Raw genomic sequence first — 20,525 nt, forward strand, 5'->3', positions numbered from 1 at the left:
CGGCCTCCCTTTCGGCGCAGGCTAGCGCAAGTCGAGGTGAACGCCATGCCTTTCGGACAGGAGTTTCGCCAGCTCCGCCAGTTCCCGCTGCTCCCGATCCGGGCCCCAACCTAGCGCGCCGCCCGCGATCCGCGCGACAGCGCGGCACAGGGCAGGCGTCAGGCGCCCGCTGATGGCCAGTGACGTGCGGCGCAGCAGGATGTCGGACAGGTGTTGGACCGCCTCGTGCCCGGCGATCCAGTCGATCTCGCGGTCGGTGTGGTCCGGCGCGTCAGGCAGGGGGGTGGCATCATGGCCCTCATGCGCGGCGATATTGCGCGCGGTGGTTCCGTAGCGGTCCAGAAGGACGGCCACGCGGTCCGGCGCAACGGCGGTCTCAGCCGCGACGTCTTTGATCCACGCCTGCCGTGCCTCCGTTGTTCGGGGCATGTCCCGTCCACCGCCGATGGGCATCTCGTCGGTCTTCTGCTGGCGGGACATGCCAAGCTCGGCCAGCACCCGGTCGCTGACCTCTGCCGAAAAGGCGCGGAAGGTGGTCCATTTGCCGCCGACCAGGGACATCACCGGAAAGGCGCGCTGCGGCGTCGCCGGGTCCAGCGGGGCGGAATGGTCGCGGCTGATTAGCCCCGGCGCCACGCCCTCGGAATTGGGCAAAGGGCGAATGCCCGCGTAGGCATAGACGATCTGGTCGTGATCAAAGTGCAGTCCGGGCAGCAGATCGCGCAGGCTCTGGATGAAATAGGCGGTCTCGGCCTCGGTGCAGATCACGGCATCGGGGTCTTTCGCCGGGATGTCGGTGGACCCGACCAGCGCCTTGCCGTGAAAGGGAAAGACCAGCAGGATGCGTCCGTCGTCCCCTTCGAAATAGATCATCCGCCCATCCTGCTGGTCCAGCAACTCGGGGTGATCCAGCAGGATATGCGATCCCTTGGTTCCCCCGATCAGCCGGGTGTCCAGCCCCAGCGATGCATTCACTTTGTCGATCCAGGGGCCGGCGGCATTGACCACGAAACGCGGGCGAACGACACGGTGTTGGCCCTGCGGTCCGCGCAGCGACACGGTGCCGTCCTGTTGTCCCTCGACCGTGGTCCAGTTCAGCGCCTCTGACGCGGGTGACAGGGCGACCCCGTCAGAGGTCAGCTCCATCACCAGCCGTTCCGGGGCGGTCACGGTGGCGTCGTAATAGGTGCCGACGGCGACGATCCGGGGCGTCAGGGCCGGGATCTGGGCCAGGGCGCGCGCCCGGCCCAACATGCTGTGCCGGGGCATCTGGCGCGCCTTTGCGCCGTAGAAATCGTAGATCGCCAGTCCTGCCTTGATCAGCAGCGCCCCACGGCTGCGCGGCGCCGTCTTCGAGCCGAAGAAAGTCCGCAGCGCGGCCCAGACACCCTTTGTCCAGGACTGGATCGGGATCACGGTGGGCAGGGGGTGGACCAGGTGCGCCGCGTTCCTGAGCAGCAGGTTCCGTTCATAGGTGGATTCCGCGACAAGGCGGAATTCCCCGGTTTCGAGGTATTTCAGTCCGCCGTGAATCAGGCGTGACGGTGCCGCGCTGGTGCCCGACCCGAAATCACCCTTGTCGACGATCATGCATTTCAGCCCCTGCGCGCAGAGATCGCGGAACACGCCGGCGCCGTTCACCCCGGCGCCGATGACCAGCACGTCAAGGTCTTCTGCGGCAGGCTCAGTCATTTGCGGTGCCCCGGGCGAGGGTTTCGAGGCTGTTCAGGCGATCCCAGGCCGCGCCCATGCCTTCGGCGATCTCATGGTAGATGGCGTAGCGCCGGGCATAATGCGCGGCGCGTTCTGGTGTCGGCAGATAGGTGGTTTCCAGCGCGGCGAGATCGCGCGGATCGGCGTTCCAGCCCGCAAAGGCGCCCACCGCGGCCCCGGCACACAGCGCGGCGCCCCAGGCGGCGGCCTCGTCCGTGTCGGTGACTGTGACGGGCATCTCCAGCACATCGGCAAAAAGCTGTGCCACCGACGGATTGCGTGAGGCCCCGCCGGTCAGCCGGGCCTCGCTGCCACCGAAACTGCCGCGCAGCGCATCGACGTGATCGCGGTGGTTGAAGGCCACCCCCTCCAACAGCGCGGCGAGCAGGTCGCCGCGTTCGTGCCAGCCCCGCAGACCCAGGAAGCCCGCGCTGGGCGCCGCGCCCATCGGAGAGCCGAAGAGATAGGGGTGATAGAGGATCGAGGAGGGGCGGCTCAGCGCCGCGTCGATTTCGGGGCGCAGAAGGGCATGGATGTCCTGGCCCTCGGCCCGTGCCTGCGCACGCTCCACGGCGCAGAAAGTGTCGAGGAACCAGTCGTAATTCGTGGTCGACGCGGGCGAGATGGACATGTTGTTCCATTGTCCCGCGTCGATGGCATTGCGGCAGAACCAGCGGGCATCGACGATCGGCCGGGTCGAGACGCTTTCGTTGATCGAATAGGTGCCGGCGACGATCCCCACGACACCAGGCCGATGCGCGCCGATCCCCAACGCCGAGGCGGTCACGTCATGCAGACCCGCCGCCACGGGCGTGCCGGGGCGCAGGCCCGTCGCCTCCGCGGCCGCTTGCGTGACCTCCCCGACCACGCTGGCGGAATGGTCGGCGCGGGGCAGGGCGCCCTGCACATCGCCAAGGCCGAACAGCTCCAGCGCCTCTTGTGACCAGGTTTGCGACTGCACGTCGGTGAAAGAGGTGCTGGCCTCGGTGTGATCGGTGCCGATGCGCCCGCTGAGGCAGAAGCACAGCCAATCCTTGCAGGCAAGAACATGGCCGATCTGGGCGAAACGGTCCGGCTCATGGCGCTGCACCCAGCCAAGCAGCGCGGAATGGGCCGAGACATGCGGCACCTGTCCAGTCAGGGCCAGCGCCCGTTGGTCGGTCCCGTCGGTCTGCCAGTCCTCGACGATCTGGAAGGCGCGACTGTCCAGCGACAGGATGCCGGTCCCCAGCGGCTTGCCTGCCTTGTCCAGCAGGTAGATCCCGTCGCCATGCGCGGTGGCGGCCACGGCGACGATACGCGCCGGGTCGGTCCCGCTGGTTTCCAGCACGTCCCGGATGGCCGAGGCGGTCTGTCGCCAGAGATCGCTCATGTCCCGCTCGACCCGGCGGGGCGCGGGTTTCAGCTGTGTCACGTTGCGTCGCGCGACAGCCAGCTGTGTCCCCTTCAGGTCGAAGATCACCGCCTTTGTCACGGTCAGACCGCTGTCGATGGCCAGGATCCGGTCCATGTCATGCCTCTCGGGATTGTCCGGAAAAAGGTCGGAGCCCGGGGGAGGAAGGCCGGGCTCCGGAGGTGGCGTGAATGACGTGCGCCCGCAGGCGCGCCGCCTTCAGCCCTTGTTGTACTTCGCGTCGACCTCGTTGATCGCGTTCACGTTCCCTGCCGAGCGGCCCTCGGGATCGAAGGAGGTCGAGAGGAAGGCATCGGCGATGTCCTTGGCCAGTTCCGCCCCGATCACGCGCGCGCCCATCGTGATGATCTGCGCGTTGTTCGAGGTCGAGGCCTTGCCCGCCGAATAGGTGTCATGGCACTGGGCGGCGCGGATGCCGGGGATCTTGTTGGCCGACATGGCGACGCCGATGCCGGTGCCACAGATCAGGATGGCGCGGTCGTATTCGCCGGCCATCACGGCGGTGGCCACGCGGTCCGACATGTTGGCGTAGAAGGGATCCGGCCCTTCGCTGGTGCGCGAGATCTCGGAAACCTCGTGCTTGTCCTTCAGGTAGTCGGCGAGGATCTTGGCAAGGCCTTCGCCGGCGCTGTCGCCTGCAACTGCAATTTTCATGACATTTGTCCTTTCGGGTTCAGAGGGCTGCGGCGCATTTGGCAAGGATGTCGAGGTAGCCTTCGACGGTCCAGGCCGAGCGCCCGATGAAGAGCCCGTCGATATGCGGGCATTGGATGAGTTCCTCGCAATTGCCGGGGTTGACCGAGCCGCCGTAGAGGCAGGGCACCCGGCGCCCGAGGACGTTTTCGGCAACTGCGATGATCTCACCCTGACGGTCGTCAGCGTAGTCCGATGTGGCGGGGATGCCGTTCTCGCCGATGGCCCAGACGGGTTCGTAGGCCAGCAGGATCGGCGCGGCTTTCTGAGTGTCGCCCAGCTTGCCCAGCGCACCGCGCACCTGTGCCTCCAGCACCTCTTGCGCGCGGTCGGCCTCGCGTTCGGCCAGGGTCTCGCCGATGCAGATCAGCGGGATCAGCCCGTGGCGCACGGCGGCCTCTGTCTTGAGGCCGACGGTCTCGTCGGTCTCGCCGAAATGTTCGCGCCGTTCGGAATGGCCCAGCTCGACGATATCCAGCCCGCAATCGGTGAGCATGAGCGGAGAGACTTCACCCGTCCAGGCGCCCTGGTCGGCCCAGTGCATGTTCTGCGCGCCGACCTTGACCGAACTGTCCGCGAGGATCTGCTTGACCTCGCGCACGGCGGTGAAGGGCGGGATCACGAACCGCTGGATGCGCGGATCGCGGTCCGCGTCGGCCCCTGCGAGGGCAGTGGCAAAGGCCTGCGCCTCTGCCAGCGTCTTGTTCATCTTCCAGCTGGTTCCGATCCAGAACTGTGGGTGTGTCATGCCTCGGCCTCTTGGGGGTCTGCGATTGTCAGGGTCAGCCCGGCCTCGTCCAGGGCCGCGCGGGCCTCGGGGGCGGGGGGCTGGTCGGTGATGATGTGGTCGAATTCGGACAGAGCGGCCAGACGGTGCAGGGCGGCGTTGCCAAAGCGGCTGTGGTTGACCAGGAGCACACGGCACGCCCCTTGCCGCATCATTGCCTGCTTGGACCGGACCACGGTTTCGTCCATGTGAAACACCTCCAGCCCCGACACGGCGGGAGCGGAGATAAAGGCAACGTCGGCGCGCAGATGCGCCAGCGCATCCTCTGTCACCTTGCCGAGATAGGCGTTGAACTTGGCGGAATAGACGCCGCCCAGGGCGATCAGTGTGATCCCTGCCTCCGCCTTCAGGGCATCCATGACCGCCGCGTTGTTGGTGATCACGGTCAACGGTCGGCAGGCGGCAAGCTGCTGGCCCAGGATCGCGGCCATCGAACCATCGTTGATCATGACCGTCATGCCCGGTTCGACAAGGCGCAGCGCGGCTCGGGCCATCGCCATCTTGGCCGTCGTGCCCTGCCGTTCGCGAAAGCGGAAATCGCTTTCGAACTGGGTGCCGGAGCGGATCGTGGCGCCGCCACGGATTTTCCGCAGCAGACCCGCGCCTTCGAGGTCGTCGAGGTCGCGGTGAATGGTCATCCGGGACACGGCAAACCGATCGGCGAGCGCGTCGAGCTCTACCTCTCCATCCGTGACCAGCAGGTCCATGATCGCTTGTTGTCTGTCGTCTCTCTTCACCCCGGTTCCTCCTGAAACGTAACATCTCACATCACACAAATATCGTCAATTGTGTTATTTTGGGATTAATTATTGTGATTTTCCGCGGGATCCCGTAACACCGGGTCAACGCAGGAGGACATGATGCCCAAAGATTCGATGCCGCAGGCGATTGCCGCCAAAGCCGCGCTGGACCCCAAGGGCTTTGCCCTGGCCAACTGTATCCGTGCCCTTTCGATCGATGCGGTCGAGGTGGCGAAATCGGGCCATCCCGGTGCGCCGATGGGCATGGCCGATGCGGCCACCGCGCTGTTTCGCGATCATCTGAAATTCGACGCTTCGGCCCCCGACTGGCCGGATCGCGACCGGGTGGTCTTGTCCAACGGCCATGCGTCGATGCTGCTGTACTCGCTTCTGCACCTGACCGGCTATGCCGACATGACCATCGAGGAACTGCGCAACTTCCGCCAGCTTGGCGCCCGCACCGCGGGGCATCCGGAATACGGCCATGCCAAGGGGATCGAGACCACGACCGGGCCGCTGGGTCAGGGCATTGCCAATGCCGTCGGCATGGCGATGGCCGAACGCGCCTTGGGCGCCGAGTTCGGTGCCGACCTTGTCGATCACCACACTTATGTGTTCCTCGGTGACGGCTGTTTGCAGGAGGGCATCGGCCAGGAGGCGATCTCGCTGGCCGGTCACCTGGGTCTGGGCAAGCTGATCATGCTCTACGACGACAACCAGATCACCATCGACGGGCCGACCTCGGTGTCCTTTTCCGAGGATGTGCCGGGGCGCCTTCGGGCCTGTGGCTGGCATGTGCTGGAATGTGACGGTCATGATGTTCCGGCGGTGTCTGCCGCCATCGCAGAGGCCAAGAGGGAAACCGGCAAGCCGACGCTGATCGCCATGAAGACGACCATCGGCTTTGGCGCACCTTCCAAGGCGGGCACAGCCTCGGCGCACGGGTCGCCGCTGGGCGCCGAAGAGGCCGCCGCCGCCAAGGCGGCGCTGGGCTGGGAGGCTGCCCCCTTCGAGGTGCCCGCCGATCTCGCCGCCGAATGGCGGGCCATCGGGGCGCGTGGCGGGGCCGTCCGCAAGGACTGGGAAGCCCGGCTTGCCGCCTCCTCCGACCGCGCGGAGTTCTCTCGCCGTATCGCGCGCGAGCTGCCCGGCGGATATGACGCGGCGGTGGCGCAGGCGCGCGCGGCGCTCTTCGCGGAGCCGCAAAAGATCGCCACCCGCAAGGCCAGCCAGGTCGCGCTGGAGGCGCTCGCCCCCGCGCTGCCAGAGCTGATCGGCGGGTCGGCCGACCTCACCGGCTCCAACCTCACCCGGGTTCCGGCGGTGGACAGTCAGTTCTCACGCCAGGAGCCGGGGCGCTACGTCGGCTACGGCGTGCGTGAATTCGGTATGGCGGCGGCCATGAACGGGATGAACACCCACGGCGGGTTGATCCCCTACGGCGGCACTTTCCTTGTCTTTTCGGACTATGCCCGCAACGCGATCCGCCTGTCCGCGCTGATGGGCGTCGGCACGATCTATGTCATGACTCATGACAGCATCGGCCTGGGCGAGGACGGCCCGACGCACCAGCCGGTGGAACATCTGACCTCGCTGCGCGCGATCCCGAACCTCTACACCTTCCGACCCGCCGACGCGGTCGAGACGCTGGAATGCTGGGATATCGCCATCCGGTCGCGCGGGACCCCGTCGCTGCTGGCGCTCAGCCGCCAGGGCGTACCGCAGCTGCGGCTGGAAGCCGGGGACGAAAACCTGAGCGCGAAGGGCGCCTATGTCCTGCGCAGTTACGGTGAGGGGCGCGACCTGACCCTGTTGGCCACGGGCACCGAAGTCAGCCTTGCGGTCGAGGCTGCCGAGACGCTGGCGGAACGGGGTTTGGGCGTTGCCGTCGTCTCGATGCCGTCGTGGGAGCTGTTCGAGGCGCAACCGCCAGAATATCGCGCCGAGGTTCTGGGCTCTGCGCCCCGTATCGCCGTCGAGGCGGCCAGCACCTACGGTTGGACCCGCTATGTCGCCTCCGAGGAGGACGTGATTGGGATGCAGGGCTTTGGCGCCTCCGGCCCGGCAGAGGACCTCTACCGCAGCTTCGGCATCACGCGCGAGGCCATCGTCGCCAAGGCAGATGCTCTGCTGAACGGGCAGGCGTAAGCCCATGCAGGCGCCCCTGAAACTGGACGGCGACACGGCCGTCACCGCCCCCACCCTGGCCGCGCATCTGGCGGGTTGGGCGGGCGAAGACCCCGCGCGCCGCGCGCTGGCGGCACTTCTGATCCGTCTCGCGGAGGCCAGCCTGCCGCTGGCCGCGCGGCTGGCACAGGGACACCTGACCGGCGACCCGACACATGTGATCGGCACCAACGATTCCGGCGACAAGCAGAAGGCGCTGGACATGGGCGCTCATGACCATTTCATCCGGGTCCTGCGCGACATGTCGGTGGCACGGGTCCTGTCCGAAGAGGCCGAGGAGGTTGAGACCATCGACCCGGACGGCACATTCGACCTGGCGATGGACCCGATCGACGGCTCCGGCAGTATCGGCATCGGCGCACCGCTGGGGGCGCTCTTCGCGATCTTCCCGGCAGGTGACGGTTTCCTGCGCAAGGGGCGAGAGATGATCGCGGCCTGCTACGTGTCCTTCGGACATTCGGTCGACTTCGGTTTCAGCACCGGCGCGGGCGTCGACATCGCCACGCTGGACCCGGTGACAGGGGTCTTTCACGTCGACACCACGGCCGTCACGATCAAGCCGGAGACCTCGACCGTGGCCTTCAACGCCTCGAACCGGCGACGCTGGCCCGAGGGGCTGCAGCGCTACACAGAGGACCTGCTGCACGGGGCCGAGGGGCCGCGCGGGCGCGATTTCAACATGCGCTGGATCGCCGCCGCCGTGGGGGATCTGCACCGCATTCTGCGCCGGGGCGGGCTGTTCATGTACCCCGGCGATACACGCCCGGGCTACGAGGACGGTTTTCTGCGGCTCGCCTACGAGGCCTTCCCGATCGCCTACCTGATCGAACAGGCGGGCGGCGCGGCGACCGATGGACAGACTGCCATTCTGGACCTGTCGCCCGCCCACCTGCATGACCGCGTGCCGCTGATCTTCGGCAGCCGCGACGAGGTCGCGACGCTCTGCGACTACCTTTCCCCCTCCGACTGACAGGAGCCCGAGATGCCCCGTATCACCCTACGCCAGCTGCTCGATCACGCGGCAGAGAACGGCTATGCCGTGCCGGCCTTCAACATGTCCAACATGGAACAGGGGCTGGCGATCATGGCCGCGGCCAATGAAACCGGGTCGCCGGTCATCCTGCAGGCCAGCCGCGGTGCGCGCAGCTATGCCAATGACACGGTGCTGGCCAAGCTGATTGACGCGCTGGTGGAAATCTACCCGCATATCCCGGTCTGCATGCACCTGGATCACGGCAACAACCTTGCCACCTGCGTCACCGCCATCCAGCACGGGTTCACCTCTGTCATGATGGATGGTTCGCTGAAGGAAGACGGCACCACGCCCGCCGATTACGCCTATAACGTGGGGATCACTCGCGCCGTGGTCGAGATGGCCCATGCCGCCGGCGTGTCGGTCGAGGGAGAGCTGGGCGTGCTCGGATCTCTGGAAACCGGGCAGGGCGACCAGGAGGACGGGCATGGTGCGACGGGCACCCTGTCGCATGACCAGTTGCTGACCGACCCCGAAGAGGCAGAGCGTTTCGTGGCCGACACCGGCGTCGATGCACTGGCGGTGGCGATGGGCACCAGTCACGGCGCCTACAAGTTCACCCGTCAACCGGATGGGGACGTGCTGGCGATGGACGTGATCGAGGCGATCCACCAGCGCCTACCCAACACCCACCTGGTCATGCATGGATCCTCCTCGGTGCCCGAGGAGCTGCGCCTGCTGATCAACGAGTACGGTGGCGAGATCAAGCCGACCTGGGGCGTGCCGCTGGAGGAGATCCGGCGCGGCATCCGCCACGGCGTGCGCAAGGTCAACATCGACACCGACTTGCGGCTGGCGGCCACGGCGGCGATCCGCAAGACCCTGATGAGCGCGCCCGCCGAATTCGACCCCCGCAAGTACCTGAAGCCGGCCATGGACGGCATGAAGGCGCAATGCGTCGAGAAATTCGAGGCATTCGGCACCGCCGGCCAGGCCGAGCGCATCCGCACGCGTTCGCTGGCCGACATGGCCCTGGCCTATTGATCCCCCGAAAGGAGACCGAGCTATGAAATTCTTCGTGGACACTGCCAACATCGACGACATCAAGGAGCTGAACGACTACGGACTGCTGGATGGCGTGACGACGAACCCCTCGCTGATCGCCAAGTCCGGGCGCGACTTCAAGGAGGTCATCGCGGAAATCTGCAAGGTCGTGGCAGGGCCGGTTTCGGCCGAGGTCGCGGCGATGGATTTCGACGGGATGGTCGCTGAGGGCGAGCATCTGGCGAAGATCGCCGACAACGTGGTCATCAAGCTGCCGCTGACGCTGGACGGGCTGAAGGCCTGCCGCCATTTCACGGCCAAGGGCATCAAGACGAATGTCACGCTCTGCTTCGCGGCCAACCAGGCGTTGCTGGCGGCCAAGGCGGGCGCGACCTATATCTCGCCCTTCGTCGGGCGGCTGGATGACCTGAACATCGACGGGATGGAACTGATCCACGAGATCCGCACCATCTATGACAACTACGGGTTCAAGACGGAAATCCTGGCGGCCTCGATCCGCTCGGCCAACCACGTCAAGGAGGCCGCCATCGCGGGCGCCGACGTGGCGACGATCCCGCCGGGCGTCATCAAGGGGTTGGCGGCTCATGCGCTGACCGACAAGGGGTTGGACCAGTTCGCCAAGGACTGGGCCGCGACCGGACAATCGATCCTGTGAGCCATTTGGCGGGTCCGGCGCTGTCGCGGCGGGCCTGCCTATTCCTCCATCAGGGTCTTGGCGGTACGTTCATCGGTGATGAGGCCCGACAGGCGCCCGCTTTTCAGGATGGCCCGGATCGCGGCAACCTTTTCGGGTCCGCCCGCCAGGGCGATGATCCGGTCGTCACGGGTTTCATCCAGCGAGACCGCCAGCGTCCGCGAGGTCAGCGGCGTTTCCAGCGCCTTGCCCTCGGGGTCGAAGAAATGGCCCAGCATCTCACCCACGCCGCCCGCCTCGGAAATCGCCTCGATCTCGGAGGGTTCGATCATGCCGGAGGTGACAAGCTGGGTTTCCGCCTCGACCGTGCCGACGCCGACGATCTTGAGCGGCGCCGTTTCGGCAAGCTGAAAGACCTCGGCCACGCCACGCTGCGCCAGCAGAACCTCGCGGTCCTCGGTGGTGTTGGCGAAGAAGGGGACCGGCATGACATAGGCCCGCGCGCCGGTCTTTTCGGCCAACAGATGCATCACGTCATGCGGGTTGGCCGCAAAGTTACGGGTCAGCCCGCCCAGGAGAGAGACGAAGCTCAACCCGTTGGTGTGGAAACGGGGCATGGCGCGCACCGCCTCGGCCAGGGTGCGACCGTGGCCGATGCCGATGGTCAATTCCTCGCCGCTTTCCAGCCAGCGGCGCAGTCGCGATGCGCCGGCGATCCCCAGCGTGCGCAGGGGCAGGCCCTCTTCGTCCAGGTCCGGGGCGACCTCGCAGGTGTCCAGCCCGTAGCGCAGGCACAGCGCCTGTTCCAGTTCGATACACTCGATGATCTCGCCTTCGATGCTGACCTTGACGGCGCCTTCGGCCACGGCGCGGGCGATCAGGCGATGCGCCTTGACCGATTGCACGCCCAGCCGCTTGGCCACTTCGGCCTGTCGCATTCCGCCGACATAGTGCAGCCATGCGGCGCGGATCGACAAGGAATGCTCGGCATCGCCCGACATCCGATCTTTGGCCATCTCATGTCCTCCACACTCCGGCGCCTAGCGCGCCCGCTCCATGATCCCGGTCAGCGCCTCGGCGTCCAGGGGGACGGGGTTGGCTTTCATCGAGGAAGAGCTGGCCGCCATCCGGGCGGCCTCGGCCCTATGTTCCCCGTTCACACCCTGCGCGTCCAGTCCGGGCAGACCGGCCTTCCGCGACCAATCGGCCAGCGCGGCAAAGGCCCGCGCGGGGTCCGTGCCAAGAACCCGGCCAAGGTCATCGCGCAGGTCCGCAAGGCGGCGGGCGGCGTCGCCCGTTGCCCGGGCTGCGTTTTCCTCCAGCACATGTGGCAGCAGGATGCCGCAAATCGCCCCGTGCGCCGCGCCAGACAGGCCGCCCAGCGGACCGGCCAGGCCATGCACGGCCCCCAACCCCGCGTTGGCCAGTGCAAGCCCGCCGCACAGGCTGGTCCAGGCCAGCTGGTCGCGGGCGTCCGGGTCCTCGTGCCTCATCAGCGTCATCAATGCCGCCAGCCCCGAGACAATCGCGGGGCGGCATAGCGCATCGGTCATCGGGTTGGCGCGGGTGCAGACATAGGGTTCGATCACCTGCGTCACCGCATCCAGCCCCGAGGCCAGCGTCACGCTGCGCGGGCAGTTATCAGTCAGCGCGGGATCGACAATCGCCATCCAGGGCAACATGCGCGCGTCCCGCAGGCTGACCTTGCGTTGTGCCTCCGGCACGGCAATCACCGCGTTGCGGGTGACTTCGGCGCCGGTTCCGGCGGTGGTCGGAATGGCGGCAAAGGGCAGGGGGGCGGCGTTCAGCGGCAGGCCCTTGCCGACCACCTCCAGGTGATCCAGCAGGGGGCGCGTGGCGGGGGCCAGGGCCGCGATGGCCTTGCCCGCGTCAATGACGGCGCCGCCGCCAAGGGCAATGACCACCTGCGCAGCGCTGGCGCGGGCGGCTGTCACGCCCGCCTCGATCATCGCAAGGTCGGGTTCTGCCGCGACGCTGAGACGGTCGACGGAGCAGCCTTCAGCCTCCAGCGCGGCCGACAGCCAGTCGGCCCGCGCCGGGGTGCTGCCCTGGACCAGCAGCACGCGTTGTCCCCGGGCGGCCAGGTCGGGCACCGCCCGCCCGGCCTCGCCCCGGCCAAAGCGGATTTGCGTGGCCGTGGCAAAGGAGAAGGCGGGCAGGGACATGGTTCAGACCTCTAGCTTGGCAATCATCAGGACCGCATCCGCCGCTTCCGCGCCCTTCTTGACGAAATGGTCGCGGTAAAAACCGACATGTTCCTCGGTCGGCTGGAAGTGATGCGGCGTCAGCGAGATCGAGAAGGTCGGGACGCCGGTTTCCAGTTGGGCCGTCATCAGCCCGTCAACAACCGCCTGGGCGACGAAGTCATGGCGGTAGATGCCGCCATCGACCACAAGCGCGGCGCAGACCACGGCGTCATACGTGCCGCTCTGCCCCAGCTTCTTGGCCAAGAGCGGCATCTCGAAGGCGCCGGGCACGTCAAAGGGCGTGACCTCGGCGGGCACTCCGGCCTCCGAGATACGTTGCTCGAACCCGGTCAGCGCCTGGTCGACGATATCGGCGTGCCAACGGGCCTTGATGAAGGCGATTTTCAGTGTTTCAGACATGGAACCATCCTTTGCGTTTCACAAATGGTCCCAAGGCGATGCCATCCGCGCAGGCCGGATGGCCCGTCGGCTGGTTCTCTTCCATCCGGACTATTACCGTCGGCCCCGGAATTTCACCGGTGTCTGCTGGACCCTTCCGGATTTCCCCGAAAGGCGCTCGCGGGCTGTCACCGCCGGTGGGGAATTGCACCCCGCCCTGAGAACGCGGCAAGGTTTGGCGGCATGCGGCGGAAAAGGCAAGCATCTTTGCGACAGGTTCGCGATATCGGCGACCCGGATCAGACATTCAGGTCATTCACCCCACTGTCGATATGCGGCGCCCAGAAGGCCACGCTTTCGGCGATCTGGGGGATCACCTGGCGGTCGTTCGGCTCGCGCTCCTTGAAAGACAGTTCAAGGCAGATCTCATTGTCGACGGCGCCGCCCTCGGCAAAGGCCTTGAGCAGCGGATCGGGCTGGATCGCGCCCTTGGCGTTGAACTCGGCGGTAAAGGGGCGGTGCCCGGACTTGTCCATCATCGACTGCTTGATGTGAATGATCGGGCTGACCTTCGGCACCGCGCGGGCCCAGGCGTAGGGATCGGTGTCATCCGGGTTGGGCGAGGTCACGTCGCCGTGGTCGATGTCGGCCATCATCCACATCGGGACGGCCATGTTCGCGGCAGTCAGGCGATCCTGCAGCTTGATGCATTCGGCGATGGTTTCGCCGAATTCGCGGCCGACGCTCATGGGCTCCCAAAAGACATAGTCGAGACCTGCGGCCCTGGCGTGTTCGGCCACCTCGGCCCAGCAATCGATGGCGATCTGCAACAGCTCCTCGCGCCGGGCGGGGTCGTCGTAGTCCCGATAGGTGAAGATCGCGAATTGCGTTCCGACGGAGGTGCCGCCGAGGTCGCCGATGATATCGGCAAATGTCTTGAACCAGTCGACGTAATAGCGCCGCACGTCGCGGTCGGGATGGCCAAAGTGGTTGAGCCGCCCGTAAGGCCCGGTCATGCCGCTGGTCACGCGGGCGCCGGTGCGCGTCAGTGCGGCGCCCATCTGCCGGGTCAGACGCCGGATCACGGAGGCGGGCCAGCTGGGGTTGATGAACTCATGCGTCAGCTGGATGTCCCTGATCCGGATGTCGCGCGCGATGGCGTCGATCAGGTCGTCCGGTTCGGCAAAACGGTTCACCAGCGGGTTGGTGTTCAGTGAAAGCGTCAGCGCCATGTCACGCGGCCTCCTGCCGGGCATCGAACCAGGCGGCAAACGCGGCCTGCTCGGCCTCTGTCAGGTGCAGGCGGTGCTTTGTTCTCCGCCACAGGATGTCCTCGGCGGTCTGCGCCCATTCGTGGTTCACCAGATAGGTTACCTCGGCCTCATAAAGCTGGCCGCCAAAGTGCTGCCCCAGCCCCTCCAGCGAGGTCGCATCGCCGGCGATCTGGCGTACCCGGCTGCCGTAGCAGCGCCCGTAGTGGCGGCGCAGCTCGCGCGGCATCCAGGGATAGTCCTGCTTCATCGTGTTGCGGAACTGCTCGTAGTCGGCGTTTTTCAGGTCGCCGCCGGGCAGGGGGGCATTTTCGGTCCAGTCCCCGCCCATCCTGGGAAAGAACTTTTCGATCTTGTGCATCCCGCGCTCTGCCAGTTCGCGGAAGGTGGTGATCTTGCCGCCAAAGATGTTCAGGAGCGGCGCGCCGCCGGTTTCGTCCACGTCAAAGACGTAGTCGCGTGTCACAGCAGAGGGGTTGCCCTGCCCGTCATCGAACAGCGGTCGCACGCCGGAAAAGGTGGTTTCCACGTCGTCACGCGTCAGCTCTTCCTTGAAGTAGCGGTTCACGGCGTCGATCAGGTATTGCACCTCGCTCTCGTCGGCGGTCACGTCCTCTGCCCGGCCGTCATAGGCGATGTCGGTGGTGCCGATCAGGGCCTTGTCGCGCTCGTAGGGGTTGATGAAGATCACCCGCTTGTCGTGGTTCTGGACCAGGTAGGCGTTCTCACCCTTCCAGAACTTGGGCACGATGATGTGGCTGCCCTTGACCAGCCGGACGTTGCGCGCGCTGTTCGAACCGGCCACCCGTGTCACCACATCCGTCACCCAGGGGCCGGCGGCGTTGACCAGCAGCTTGGCCTCGAATTCCCGCGTCTCGCCGGTGACGGAGTTTTTCGTCGTCACCCGCCATGCGCCGTTTTCGCGTCGCGCCGAGATGCAGGGCGAGCGGGTCAGGACCTCGGCCCCGCGTTCCGCCGCGTCGACCGCGTTCAGCACCACGAGCCGCGCATCATCGACCCAGCAGTCCGAGTATTCGAAGCCGCGTGTATAGGTGTCCTTGATCGCCGCGCCCTCGGGGTCGCGGCGCAGGTCCAGCGTTCGGGTGCCCGGCAGTTTCTTGCGCCCGCCCAAGTGATCGTAAAGAAACAGGCCCAGCCGCACCAACCAGGCAGGCCGGTCCTGGGGGCTGTGCGGCAGGACAAAGCGCATGGGCCAGATGATGTGCGGCGCGTTCTTCATCAGCACTTCGCGTTCGATCAGCGCCTCGCGCACCAGCCGGAACTCGTAGTATTCAAGGTAGCGCAATCCGCCGTGGACCAGTTTGCCGGACCGGGACGAGGTGCCCTCGGCCAGGTCGTCCTTTTCGCAGAGCACGACGCTCAGGCCCCGGCCGGCAGCGTCGCGGGCAATGCCCGCGCCGTTGATGCCGCCGCCAATCACGAAGAGGTCGACCTTGGAAATATCTGTCATCTCTCAAGCTCCTTCAGCCGCACGCGCCGCGGCCAGCCCGTCCCATACGGGGGCAAGACCGTCGCGTGCCTGGCGATAGGTGGTGAACAAGGTGTCGTAGACGGGCACGAGGCCCGGATCGGGCGCCTCGGACCCGCCCAGCATGGGCGTTGTCCATTGCGCGATACAGGCGTCCATGTCGGCATAGGCGCCGATCGCCACGGCGGCCATCATGGCGCAGCCCGCGGCACCGGCCTCTTCGCGCGAGGAGACGCGGACGGGAGTGTTCAACGAGGCGGCGAGGACACGGCGCAGGGCGCCGGAACGTGCCGCGCCGCCGGTCAGCCGCAGTTCGCTGGGCATCTCACCCATCGCGGCATAACAATCCCGCGCCGCCATCCCGAGGCCCTCGACCACGGCGCGGATCACGTCCGGGAACCTGTGCGCGGCGTTCAGTCCGACCAGGCTCGCCCGCGCATCGGCATTGACGAAGGGGCCGCGCTCTCCGGCCTCGGAGATATAGGGGTGATAGACCAGGGCGCCGGGGCGTGACCTGTCCATCCAGCCGTCGATCCGGCCGACAAGATCGGCATGTGACGGCGCTTCGCCGAATTCGCCGATCAACTCTTCGGCCAGGGCCAGGGCCCAGTCGATGTTCAGCGTCGCGGCCATGTTGGTCTGCACCTGGGTCACCATGTCCGGCACCGGAAGGCAGATCACATAGCCTGTGCCCTCGGCGTTCAGATGCACCTGGTCCGATGTCACGGCGCGCATGTGTACGCCGGTCGACCCGACCGTGGAGCAGGCCGCGCCTGCGTCGCCCGTGTGCACGCCCGCACCAAGCGCGGTCATGACCATGTCGACATACCCCAGCGAAACCGGCGTCCCCGCCAGCAGCCCGGTGGCCTCTGCCGCCTCTGGTGTCAGGGGACGGGTTTCCTGCGCGCCGTCGATGATCTCCGGCAGGAGATAGCGGTGCCGCTGTAGCCCGAGAGCGGAAATCACGGTGTCGCTGTAGCGCCGGTTGCGGAAGTCCCCGAAGGTAAAGCTTGCCTCTGAAGGGTCGGTCGCGCGCACGCCGGTCAGGTTCAGAAACAGCCAGTCCTTGCAGTGCAGGGCGACCTCGGCCTGGTCCAGAAGCTCCGGGCAGGTCGCGGCCATATGGGCAAGCTGGCTGCCCTGCTGGCAGGTGTTCAGCCCGGTTCCCGTTGCCTCGAACCGCGCGCGTTCGCCTGCGCCCGCAGACAGTCGCCGGACCGTGGGCGCCGCCCGCGCGTCAAGCCAGAGCCAGGCGTCGCTGACCGCCGCATTGCCCTTGCCTGCCAGCCAGGTGCCGTCACCCTGGCCCGTCAGGGCGAGCGCGGCGGTCCGCTGGGCGAGCGCGGGTATCTTTTCTGCCAGTCCGCGCAGGGCTGTGGCGCAATCGACCCATGTCTGCGGCAGGGACTGGGTGGCAGAGCCATCCGCACCCATCACGTACCTGTTGCGAACCGATGACGCGGCCAGCTGGCGTCCCGAAAGATCGAAGGCGACGGCCTTGATCACGGAGGTGCCCGCATCGACGCCGATGATCACGTCAGACGAATCGGGCATCACCGCTTCCCTTTTCCTTGTGGGTCACCTCGGCCTCCCCCTTGTAACGCTTGTATTTTCCCGCCCTCGGGGCAGGTCCGCGCGACGCGTGTTCAGGGCGGTCTTTGGCCTGTCCGCACTGCGTCCGGTTGCATTTGGTGTAACACAAAGAATCTCGACGTAGTGATTTTTTTTGCAGACAACGTAATTTTTTTCACATATGGTTGGCGCAAACGGTCGCAGTGCTACCACGGCGGCGAATCGTCGACCCATCCAGGGAATTGAGGGGTTCCGGGCACGGCGAAAGGGGAGGAATAAAGCAACTTCAGTTGGTTGCCATTCCCGCGACAGACAGGTTCCTGCCGATTGGCAGGAAGAAACGGAACAGCCTGGTCCGCCGGGCAGAATCGCAAGAGGGGGCACGCCCGACATGGCAACCACCGGCACAGTATCTGCCAGCGCCAGCAAGGCTACGCGCAGGAATGTAATCACCGCTATCGCGGGGGTTGTGTTGCTGGGCGCGATCGCGTTCGACACAAAGGTCGTGGCCATCGGCGGCGACGAGGACCTGCGGCAGCAGGCCTTTGACCCTGACCGCTTTGGTGTCGGCGAGTTCCCCCGCATCCGCGACTTCGTCACGGGCCGCGCCCCCGAGGCAGCGGACCTGGCCCGCGAACTGGCCGAGGACAAGTCGGCGGCAACCGCAGCTTACGGTACGATGGCGGGGGCCTTTCCGGTGATGACGGTGAAATTCACCGGCACCGTGGGCGAGGGAAAGTCCGGTATCTTCAACATCGACGTGCCGGACATGCCGGAGGGAACGCGGATCCGTGTTCAGACCGGCCCGGCGATCAACGGGACCGAGTTGCGCGATATCGTCGGCGACATCGAGTTCGGCGCCTTCAAGAACCAGATCGAGTACCAGGACGCGGGCGCGGGCATCAACCGGGCGATGTCTGCCGACGTGCTGACCGATCTCGACCGCGACAACCTGCAGGGCAAGACGATCTCCGTGACCGGCGCCTTTACCATGATCAACCCGAAGAACTGGCTGGTCACGCCCGTCGCGCTCGAGGTGCAGTGATGAAGGTGCCCGTGCATGACGAAACGCCGACCGCCGCGCCGGACAAGGTCGAGGTGGTTCTGGCCGCGCGCGACGTGACCAAGAGCTTTGGCGCGGTTCACGCGCTGAAGGGGGTGAACTTCGACGTCCACCGCGGCCAGGTGACGACGCTCTTTGGCGAAAACGGCGCTGGCAAGTCCACGCTGATGAAGATCCTGTCCGGCGTGCACATGCCCACGACGGGTGAATTGATCCTGGACGGTGCACCGGTCGAAATTCGCTCGACCGTCGAGGCGCGCGAACTGGGGATTTCCATCATCCACCAGGAACTGTCTCTCGCGCCCAACATGAACGTGCGCGACAACATCTTTCTGGGGCGCGAGATCATGGGGCCGCGCGGCGTGAACTTCGCCGAGGAAGAGCGCCAGTGCCGTATCCTGATGGAAGAGCTGGAGGAGGACATCGACCCCCTGACCCCGGTCGAGGACCTGCGCCTGGGCCAGCAGCAGATCGTCGAGATCGCGCGTGCGCTGTCGGTCAATTCCCGCATCCTCATCATGGACGAGCCGACCTCGGCGCTGTCGGCGGCCGAAGTCGAGGTGCTCTTCAAGGTGATTCATGACCTCAAGGCGCGCGGCGTCTCGATCGTCTACATCTCGCACCACCTCGAAGAGGCGCTGACCATCACCGACCATGCGGTCGTGCTGCGTGACGGGGTGATGACGGCCTATGCCCCCCGTGCGGAAATCGACCTGGAATGGATCGTCCGCAACATGGTGGGTGAGAACTTTGACCTCGGCTCGCCGCCGACGGGATACGAGTTTGGCGAAACCGCCCTGTCGATCGAGGCGCTCAGCGTGCCCGCGCCGGGCGGCTCCGGCTATTCGGTCGTGGATCGTCTGTCGCTGAACGTGCGGCAGGGCGAGATCGTCTGCATCTACGGGCTGATGGGCGCCGGGCGCACCGAGTTGATGGAATGTGTCGCGGGCCGCCTGCCGGCCTCGGGCGGCACGATCCGGCTGCATGGGCGCAACCTGGCCGGGATGACCATTGCGCAGCGGATCGAGGCGGGCCTTGTCCTGACGCCCGAAGACCGCCAGCGCGACGGGCTGGTCCAGACCATGACCGTGGGACAGAACCTGTCGCTGGCTTCGATCGGGGCCTTTACCCGGCGCCTGCTGACGTCGAAGGCGGATGAGCAGGAAATCATCGAACGTTCGATCCGTGAGGTGACGATCAAGACCGACGGCGGCGGCGCTGCCATTGGCTCGCTGTCCGGTGGGAACCAGCAGAAGGTCGTGATCGGCAAGATGCTGGCCACCAAGCCGTCGGTCGTACTGCTGGACGAACCCAGCCGCGGCATCGACATCGGCGCCAAGGCAGAGGTGTTCCGCCTGCTGTCCGAGGGCGCGAAAGAGGGCCTTGCCGTGGTCTATTCGACTTCCGAGGTCAGCGAATGTCTGTCCATCGCGCATCGCATCATCGTCATGCACAAGGGCAAGATCTCGGCCACCTTCGGGCCGGACGCCACCAAGGAACAGATCATGGCCGCCTCGGGCGAGGTGGACCTGCAGCAAAGCCTGACCGCGGCCTTTGGCCTGGATCATTGCGAGGTTGTCACCGACCTGCACCAGGAAGACCTGGCGCTTGGCCCGCTTGGCGCGGCGGGGGGCCGTTTCCTGACCTCGGTCATCGCCGACGGCCAGGCGAATGTCATCGGGGTTGGGCACGGGCGAACCCTGCTGGCCTGCGTCGAGAATCTGGCGCCGCAATCGGCACCGAACCTGAAAGTCGTGTCCCTGATGGGGGCGTTGACCACCGGGGCGGATGTGAACCCGCACGCGGTTGTCACACGCCTGGCCGACAAGACAGGGGCCGAGGCGGCCTCGATGCCCGTGCCTTTCATCGCCAATTCCACCGCCGACCGCGACGTGCTGCTGGGCCAGAAGGCCGCGCAGCAGGCGGCGGAGCTGGCCGGTCAAGCGGATCTGATGATCGTGGGCATCGGCACCACTGGGGCACAGGCAGAGCTGGTCACGACGGGCATGATCGAGCAGGCGGAAATGACAGGCATCGCCGAGGCCGGCGGCGTCGGAGAGATGCTGGGTCATTTCTTCGACAAGCGGGGCAAACCCGTGGGCCGCGAGATCACCGACCGCATCCTGACCCAGCCGCTGGAGCGGCTGAAAGGCCGTCGCATCGTCGCCGTGGCCGGGGGCGAAATCAAGACACAGGCGATCAAGGCCGTGCTCGAAAGCGGGCTGCTCAGCGGATTGATCATCGACGAACACACAGCCCGGGCAATTGTCGACATGGACAAGCCCGACACGGCGCAGCACTGAACTGGAGATCGCGGA

At 66.3% G+C, this 20,525-nt stretch carries 17 protein-coding genes and 1 riboswitch; of the genes, 6 read left to right on the forward strand and 11 right to left on the reverse strand.

All coding sequences use genetic code 11. The annotated features are described in order from the left end of the window. Positions 1 to 21: 21 nt before the first annotated feature. From G9Q80_RS13405 to G9Q80_RS13425, 5 genes are all read right to left on the reverse strand, one after another. Positions 22 to 1,692 (reverse strand): glycerol-3-phosphate dehydrogenase/oxidase, encoded by a 1,671-nt coding sequence (locus G9Q80_RS13405; RefSeq protein ID WP_088714297.1) that lies wholly within the window; start codon positions 1,690 to 1,692, stop codon positions 22 to 24. Next, on the reverse strand, positions 1,685 to 3,223 hold the full coding sequence (locus G9Q80_RS13410; RefSeq protein WP_088714298.1) for an FGGY-family carbohydrate kinase: 1,539 nt from the start codon (positions 3,221 to 3,223) through the stop codon (positions 1,685 to 1,687). The genes G9Q80_RS13405 and G9Q80_RS13410 overlap by 8 nt, the downstream gene beginning before the upstream one ends. A gap of 102 nt (positions 3,224 to 3,325) precedes the next feature. After that, the gene (derI, locus tag G9Q80_RS13415; protein WP_088714299.1) at positions 3,326 to 3,781 is read right to left on the reverse strand and encodes a D-erythrulose-4-phosphate isomerase; all 456 of its coding nucleotides are present in this window, start codon (positions 3,779 to 3,781) and stop codon (positions 3,326 to 3,328) included. Between the two features lie 19 nt (positions 3,782 to 3,800). Next, complete coding sequence (locus G9Q80_RS13420) at positions 3,801 to 4,568, reverse strand: triose-phosphate isomerase (RefSeq protein WP_088714300.1); 768 nt, start codon at positions 4,566 to 4,568, stop codon at positions 3,801 to 3,803. Continuing rightward, positions 4,565 to 5,344: a DeoR/GlpR family DNA-binding transcription regulator gene (locus tag G9Q80_RS13425; RefSeq protein ID WP_088714301.1), complete on the reverse strand. Its 780-nt coding sequence runs from the start codon at positions 5,342 to 5,344 to the stop codon at positions 4,565 to 4,567. Before G9Q80_RS13425 ends, G9Q80_RS13420 begins: the two co-directional genes overlap by 4 nt. Positions 5,345 to 5,482: 138 nt before the next feature. Here G9Q80_RS13425 and tkt point away from each other — a divergent pair, with 138 nt between their 5' ends. The 4 genes from tkt to fsa are packed head-to-tail and all read left to right on the forward strand — an operon-like array spanning position 5,483 to position 10,227. Beyond that, entirely contained in the window at positions 5,483 to 7,495 is a 2,013-nt protein-coding gene (tkt, locus tag G9Q80_RS13430) for a transketolase (protein WP_088714526.1), read from the forward strand. A 4-nt stretch (positions 7,496 to 7,499) separates the two neighbouring features. Next, entirely contained in the window at positions 7,500 to 8,504 is a 1,005-nt protein-coding gene (locus G9Q80_RS13435) for a class 1 fructose-bisphosphatase (protein WP_088714302.1), read from the forward strand. 12 nt (positions 8,505 to 8,516) lie between these two features. Continuing rightward, on the forward strand, positions 8,517 to 9,551 hold the full coding sequence (gene fba / locus G9Q80_RS13440; RefSeq protein WP_088714303.1) for a class II fructose-bisphosphate aldolase: 1,035 nt from the start codon (positions 8,517 to 8,519) through the stop codon (positions 9,549 to 9,551). A 22-nt stretch (positions 9,552 to 9,573) separates the two neighbouring features. After that, on the forward strand, positions 9,574 to 10,227 hold the full coding sequence (gene fsa / locus G9Q80_RS13445) for a fructose-6-phosphate aldolase (RefSeq protein WP_088714304.1): 654 nt from the start codon (positions 9,574 to 9,576) through the stop codon (positions 10,225 to 10,227). Positions 10,228 to 10,265: 38 nt separating this feature from the next. Here fsa and G9Q80_RS13450 read toward each other — a convergent pair whose 3' ends face one another. The 6 genes from G9Q80_RS13450 to G9Q80_RS13475 all read right to left on the reverse strand — a co-directional run bounded on the left by G9Q80_RS13450 (position 10,266) and on the right by G9Q80_RS13475 (position 17,126). Beyond that, positions 10,266 to 11,222 (reverse strand): sugar-binding transcriptional regulator, encoded by a 957-nt coding sequence (locus tag G9Q80_RS13450; protein WP_082024531.1) that lies wholly within the window; start codon positions 11,220 to 11,222, stop codon positions 10,266 to 10,268. A gap of 24 nt (positions 11,223 to 11,246) precedes the next feature. Then, positions 11,247 to 12,386, reverse strand: a complete 1,140-nt coding sequence (locus tag G9Q80_RS13455) for an iron-containing alcohol dehydrogenase (RefSeq protein ID WP_416045620.1) — start codon at positions 12,384 to 12,386, stop codon at positions 11,247 to 11,249. 9 nt (positions 12,387 to 12,395) lie between these two features. Next, a complete protein-coding gene (locus G9Q80_RS13460; protein WP_088714306.1) occupies positions 12,396 to 12,833 on the reverse strand; it encodes a 6,7-dimethyl-8-ribityllumazine synthase in 438 nt (145 codons plus the stop codon). A gap of 69 nt (positions 12,834 to 12,902) precedes the next feature. Next, positions 12,903 to 13,041, reverse strand: a riboswitch (FMN riboswitch). A gap of 70 nt (positions 13,042 to 13,111) precedes the next feature. Continuing rightward, positions 13,112 to 14,044, reverse strand: a complete 933-nt coding sequence (locus tag G9Q80_RS13465) for a sugar phosphate isomerase/epimerase family protein (RefSeq protein WP_088714307.1) — start codon at positions 14,042 to 14,044, stop codon at positions 13,112 to 13,114. A gap of 1 nt (position 14,045) precedes the next feature. After that, positions 14,046 to 15,554, reverse strand: a complete 1,509-nt coding sequence (locus G9Q80_RS13470; protein WP_088714308.1) for a glycerol-3-phosphate dehydrogenase — start codon at positions 15,552 to 15,554, stop codon at positions 14,046 to 14,048. Positions 15,555 to 15,557: 3 nt separating this feature from the next. Beyond that, complete coding sequence (locus G9Q80_RS13475) at positions 15,558 to 17,126, reverse strand: FGGY-family carbohydrate kinase (protein WP_088714309.1); 1,569 nt, start codon at positions 17,124 to 17,126, stop codon at positions 15,558 to 15,560. Positions 17,127 to 17,535: 409 nt separating this feature from the next. On the opposite strand from G9Q80_RS13475, the gene G9Q80_RS13480 reads away from it, so the two are divergent. Together G9Q80_RS13480 and G9Q80_RS13485 are read left to right on the forward strand one after the other, a co-directional pair. Next, entirely contained in the window at positions 17,536 to 18,189 is a 654-nt protein-coding gene (locus G9Q80_RS13480) for a DUF2291 family protein (protein WP_088714310.1), read from the forward strand. Beyond that, positions 18,189 to 20,510, forward strand: coding sequence for a sugar-binding domain-containing protein (locus G9Q80_RS13485; RefSeq protein ID WP_088714311.1), 2,322 nt, complete (start codon positions 18,189 to 18,191; stop codon positions 20,508 to 20,510). Before G9Q80_RS13480 ends, G9Q80_RS13485 begins: the two co-directional genes overlap by 1 nt. The last annotated feature ends 15 nt before the right edge of the window (positions 20,511 to 20,525 follow it).

This window comes from Mameliella sp. LZ-28, assembly GCF_012274245.1.
Classification (GTDB): Bacteria; Pseudomonadota; Alphaproteobacteria; order Rhodobacterales; family Rhodobacteraceae; genus Antarctobacter; species Antarctobacter albus.

What these genes read in the sequence shown, in the direction of transcription:
- derI (WP_088714299.1), bottom strand. Translation starts at nt 3,781, where the DNA reads ATGAAAATTGCAGTTGCAGGCGACAGCGCCGGCGAAGGCCTTGCCAAG.
- G9Q80_RS13485 (WP_088714311.1), top strand. Translation starts at nt 18,189, where the DNA reads ATGAAGGTGCCCGTGCATGACGAAACGCCGACCGCCGCGCCGGACAAG.
- fsa (WP_088714304.1), top strand. Translation starts at nt 9,574, where the DNA reads ATGAAATTCTTCGTGGACACTGCCAACATCGACGACATCAAGGAGCTG.
- G9Q80_RS13405 (WP_088714297.1), bottom strand. Translation starts at nt 1,692, where the DNA reads ATGACTGAGCCTGCCGCAGAAGACCTTGACGTGCTGGTCATCGGCGCC.
- G9Q80_RS13410 (WP_088714298.1), bottom strand. Translation starts at nt 3,223, where the DNA reads ATGGACCGGATCCTGGCCATCGACAGCGGTCTGACCGTGACAAAGGCG.
- G9Q80_RS13460 (WP_088714306.1), bottom strand. Translation starts at nt 12,833, where the DNA reads ATGTCTGAAACACTGAAAATCGCCTTCATCAAGGCCCGTTGGCACGCC.
- fba (WP_088714303.1), top strand. Translation starts at nt 8,517, where the DNA reads ATGCCCCGTATCACCCTACGCCAGCTGCTCGATCACGCGGCAGAGAAC.
- G9Q80_RS13435 (WP_088714302.1), top strand. Translation starts at nt 7,500, where the DNA reads ATGCAGGCGCCCCTGAAACTGGACGGCGACACGGCCGTCACCGCCCCC.
- tkt (WP_088714526.1), top strand. Translation starts at nt 5,483, where the DNA reads ATGCCGCAGGCGATTGCCGCCAAAGCCGCGCTGGACCCCAAGGGCTTT.
- G9Q80_RS13420 (WP_088714300.1), bottom strand. Translation starts at nt 4,568, where the DNA reads ATGACACACCCACAGTTCTGGATCGGAACCAGCTGGAAGATGAACAAG.
- G9Q80_RS13475 (WP_088714309.1), bottom strand. Translation starts at nt 17,126, where the DNA reads ATGCCCGATTCGTCTGACGTGATCATCGGCGTCGATGCGGGCACCTCC.
- G9Q80_RS13465 (WP_088714307.1), bottom strand. Translation starts at nt 14,044, where the DNA reads ATGGCGCTGACGCTTTCACTGAACACCAACCCGCTGGTGAACCGTTTT.
- G9Q80_RS13470 (WP_088714308.1), bottom strand. Translation starts at nt 15,554, where the DNA reads ATGACAGATATTTCCAAGGTCGACCTCTTCGTGATTGGCGGCGGCATC.
- G9Q80_RS13480 (WP_088714310.1), top strand. Translation starts at nt 17,536, where the DNA reads ATGGCAACCACCGGCACAGTATCTGCCAGCGCCAGCAAGGCTACGCGC.
- G9Q80_RS13450 (WP_082024531.1), bottom strand. Translation starts at nt 11,222, where the DNA reads ATGGCCAAAGATCGGATGTCGGGCGATGCCGAGCATTCCTTGTCGATC.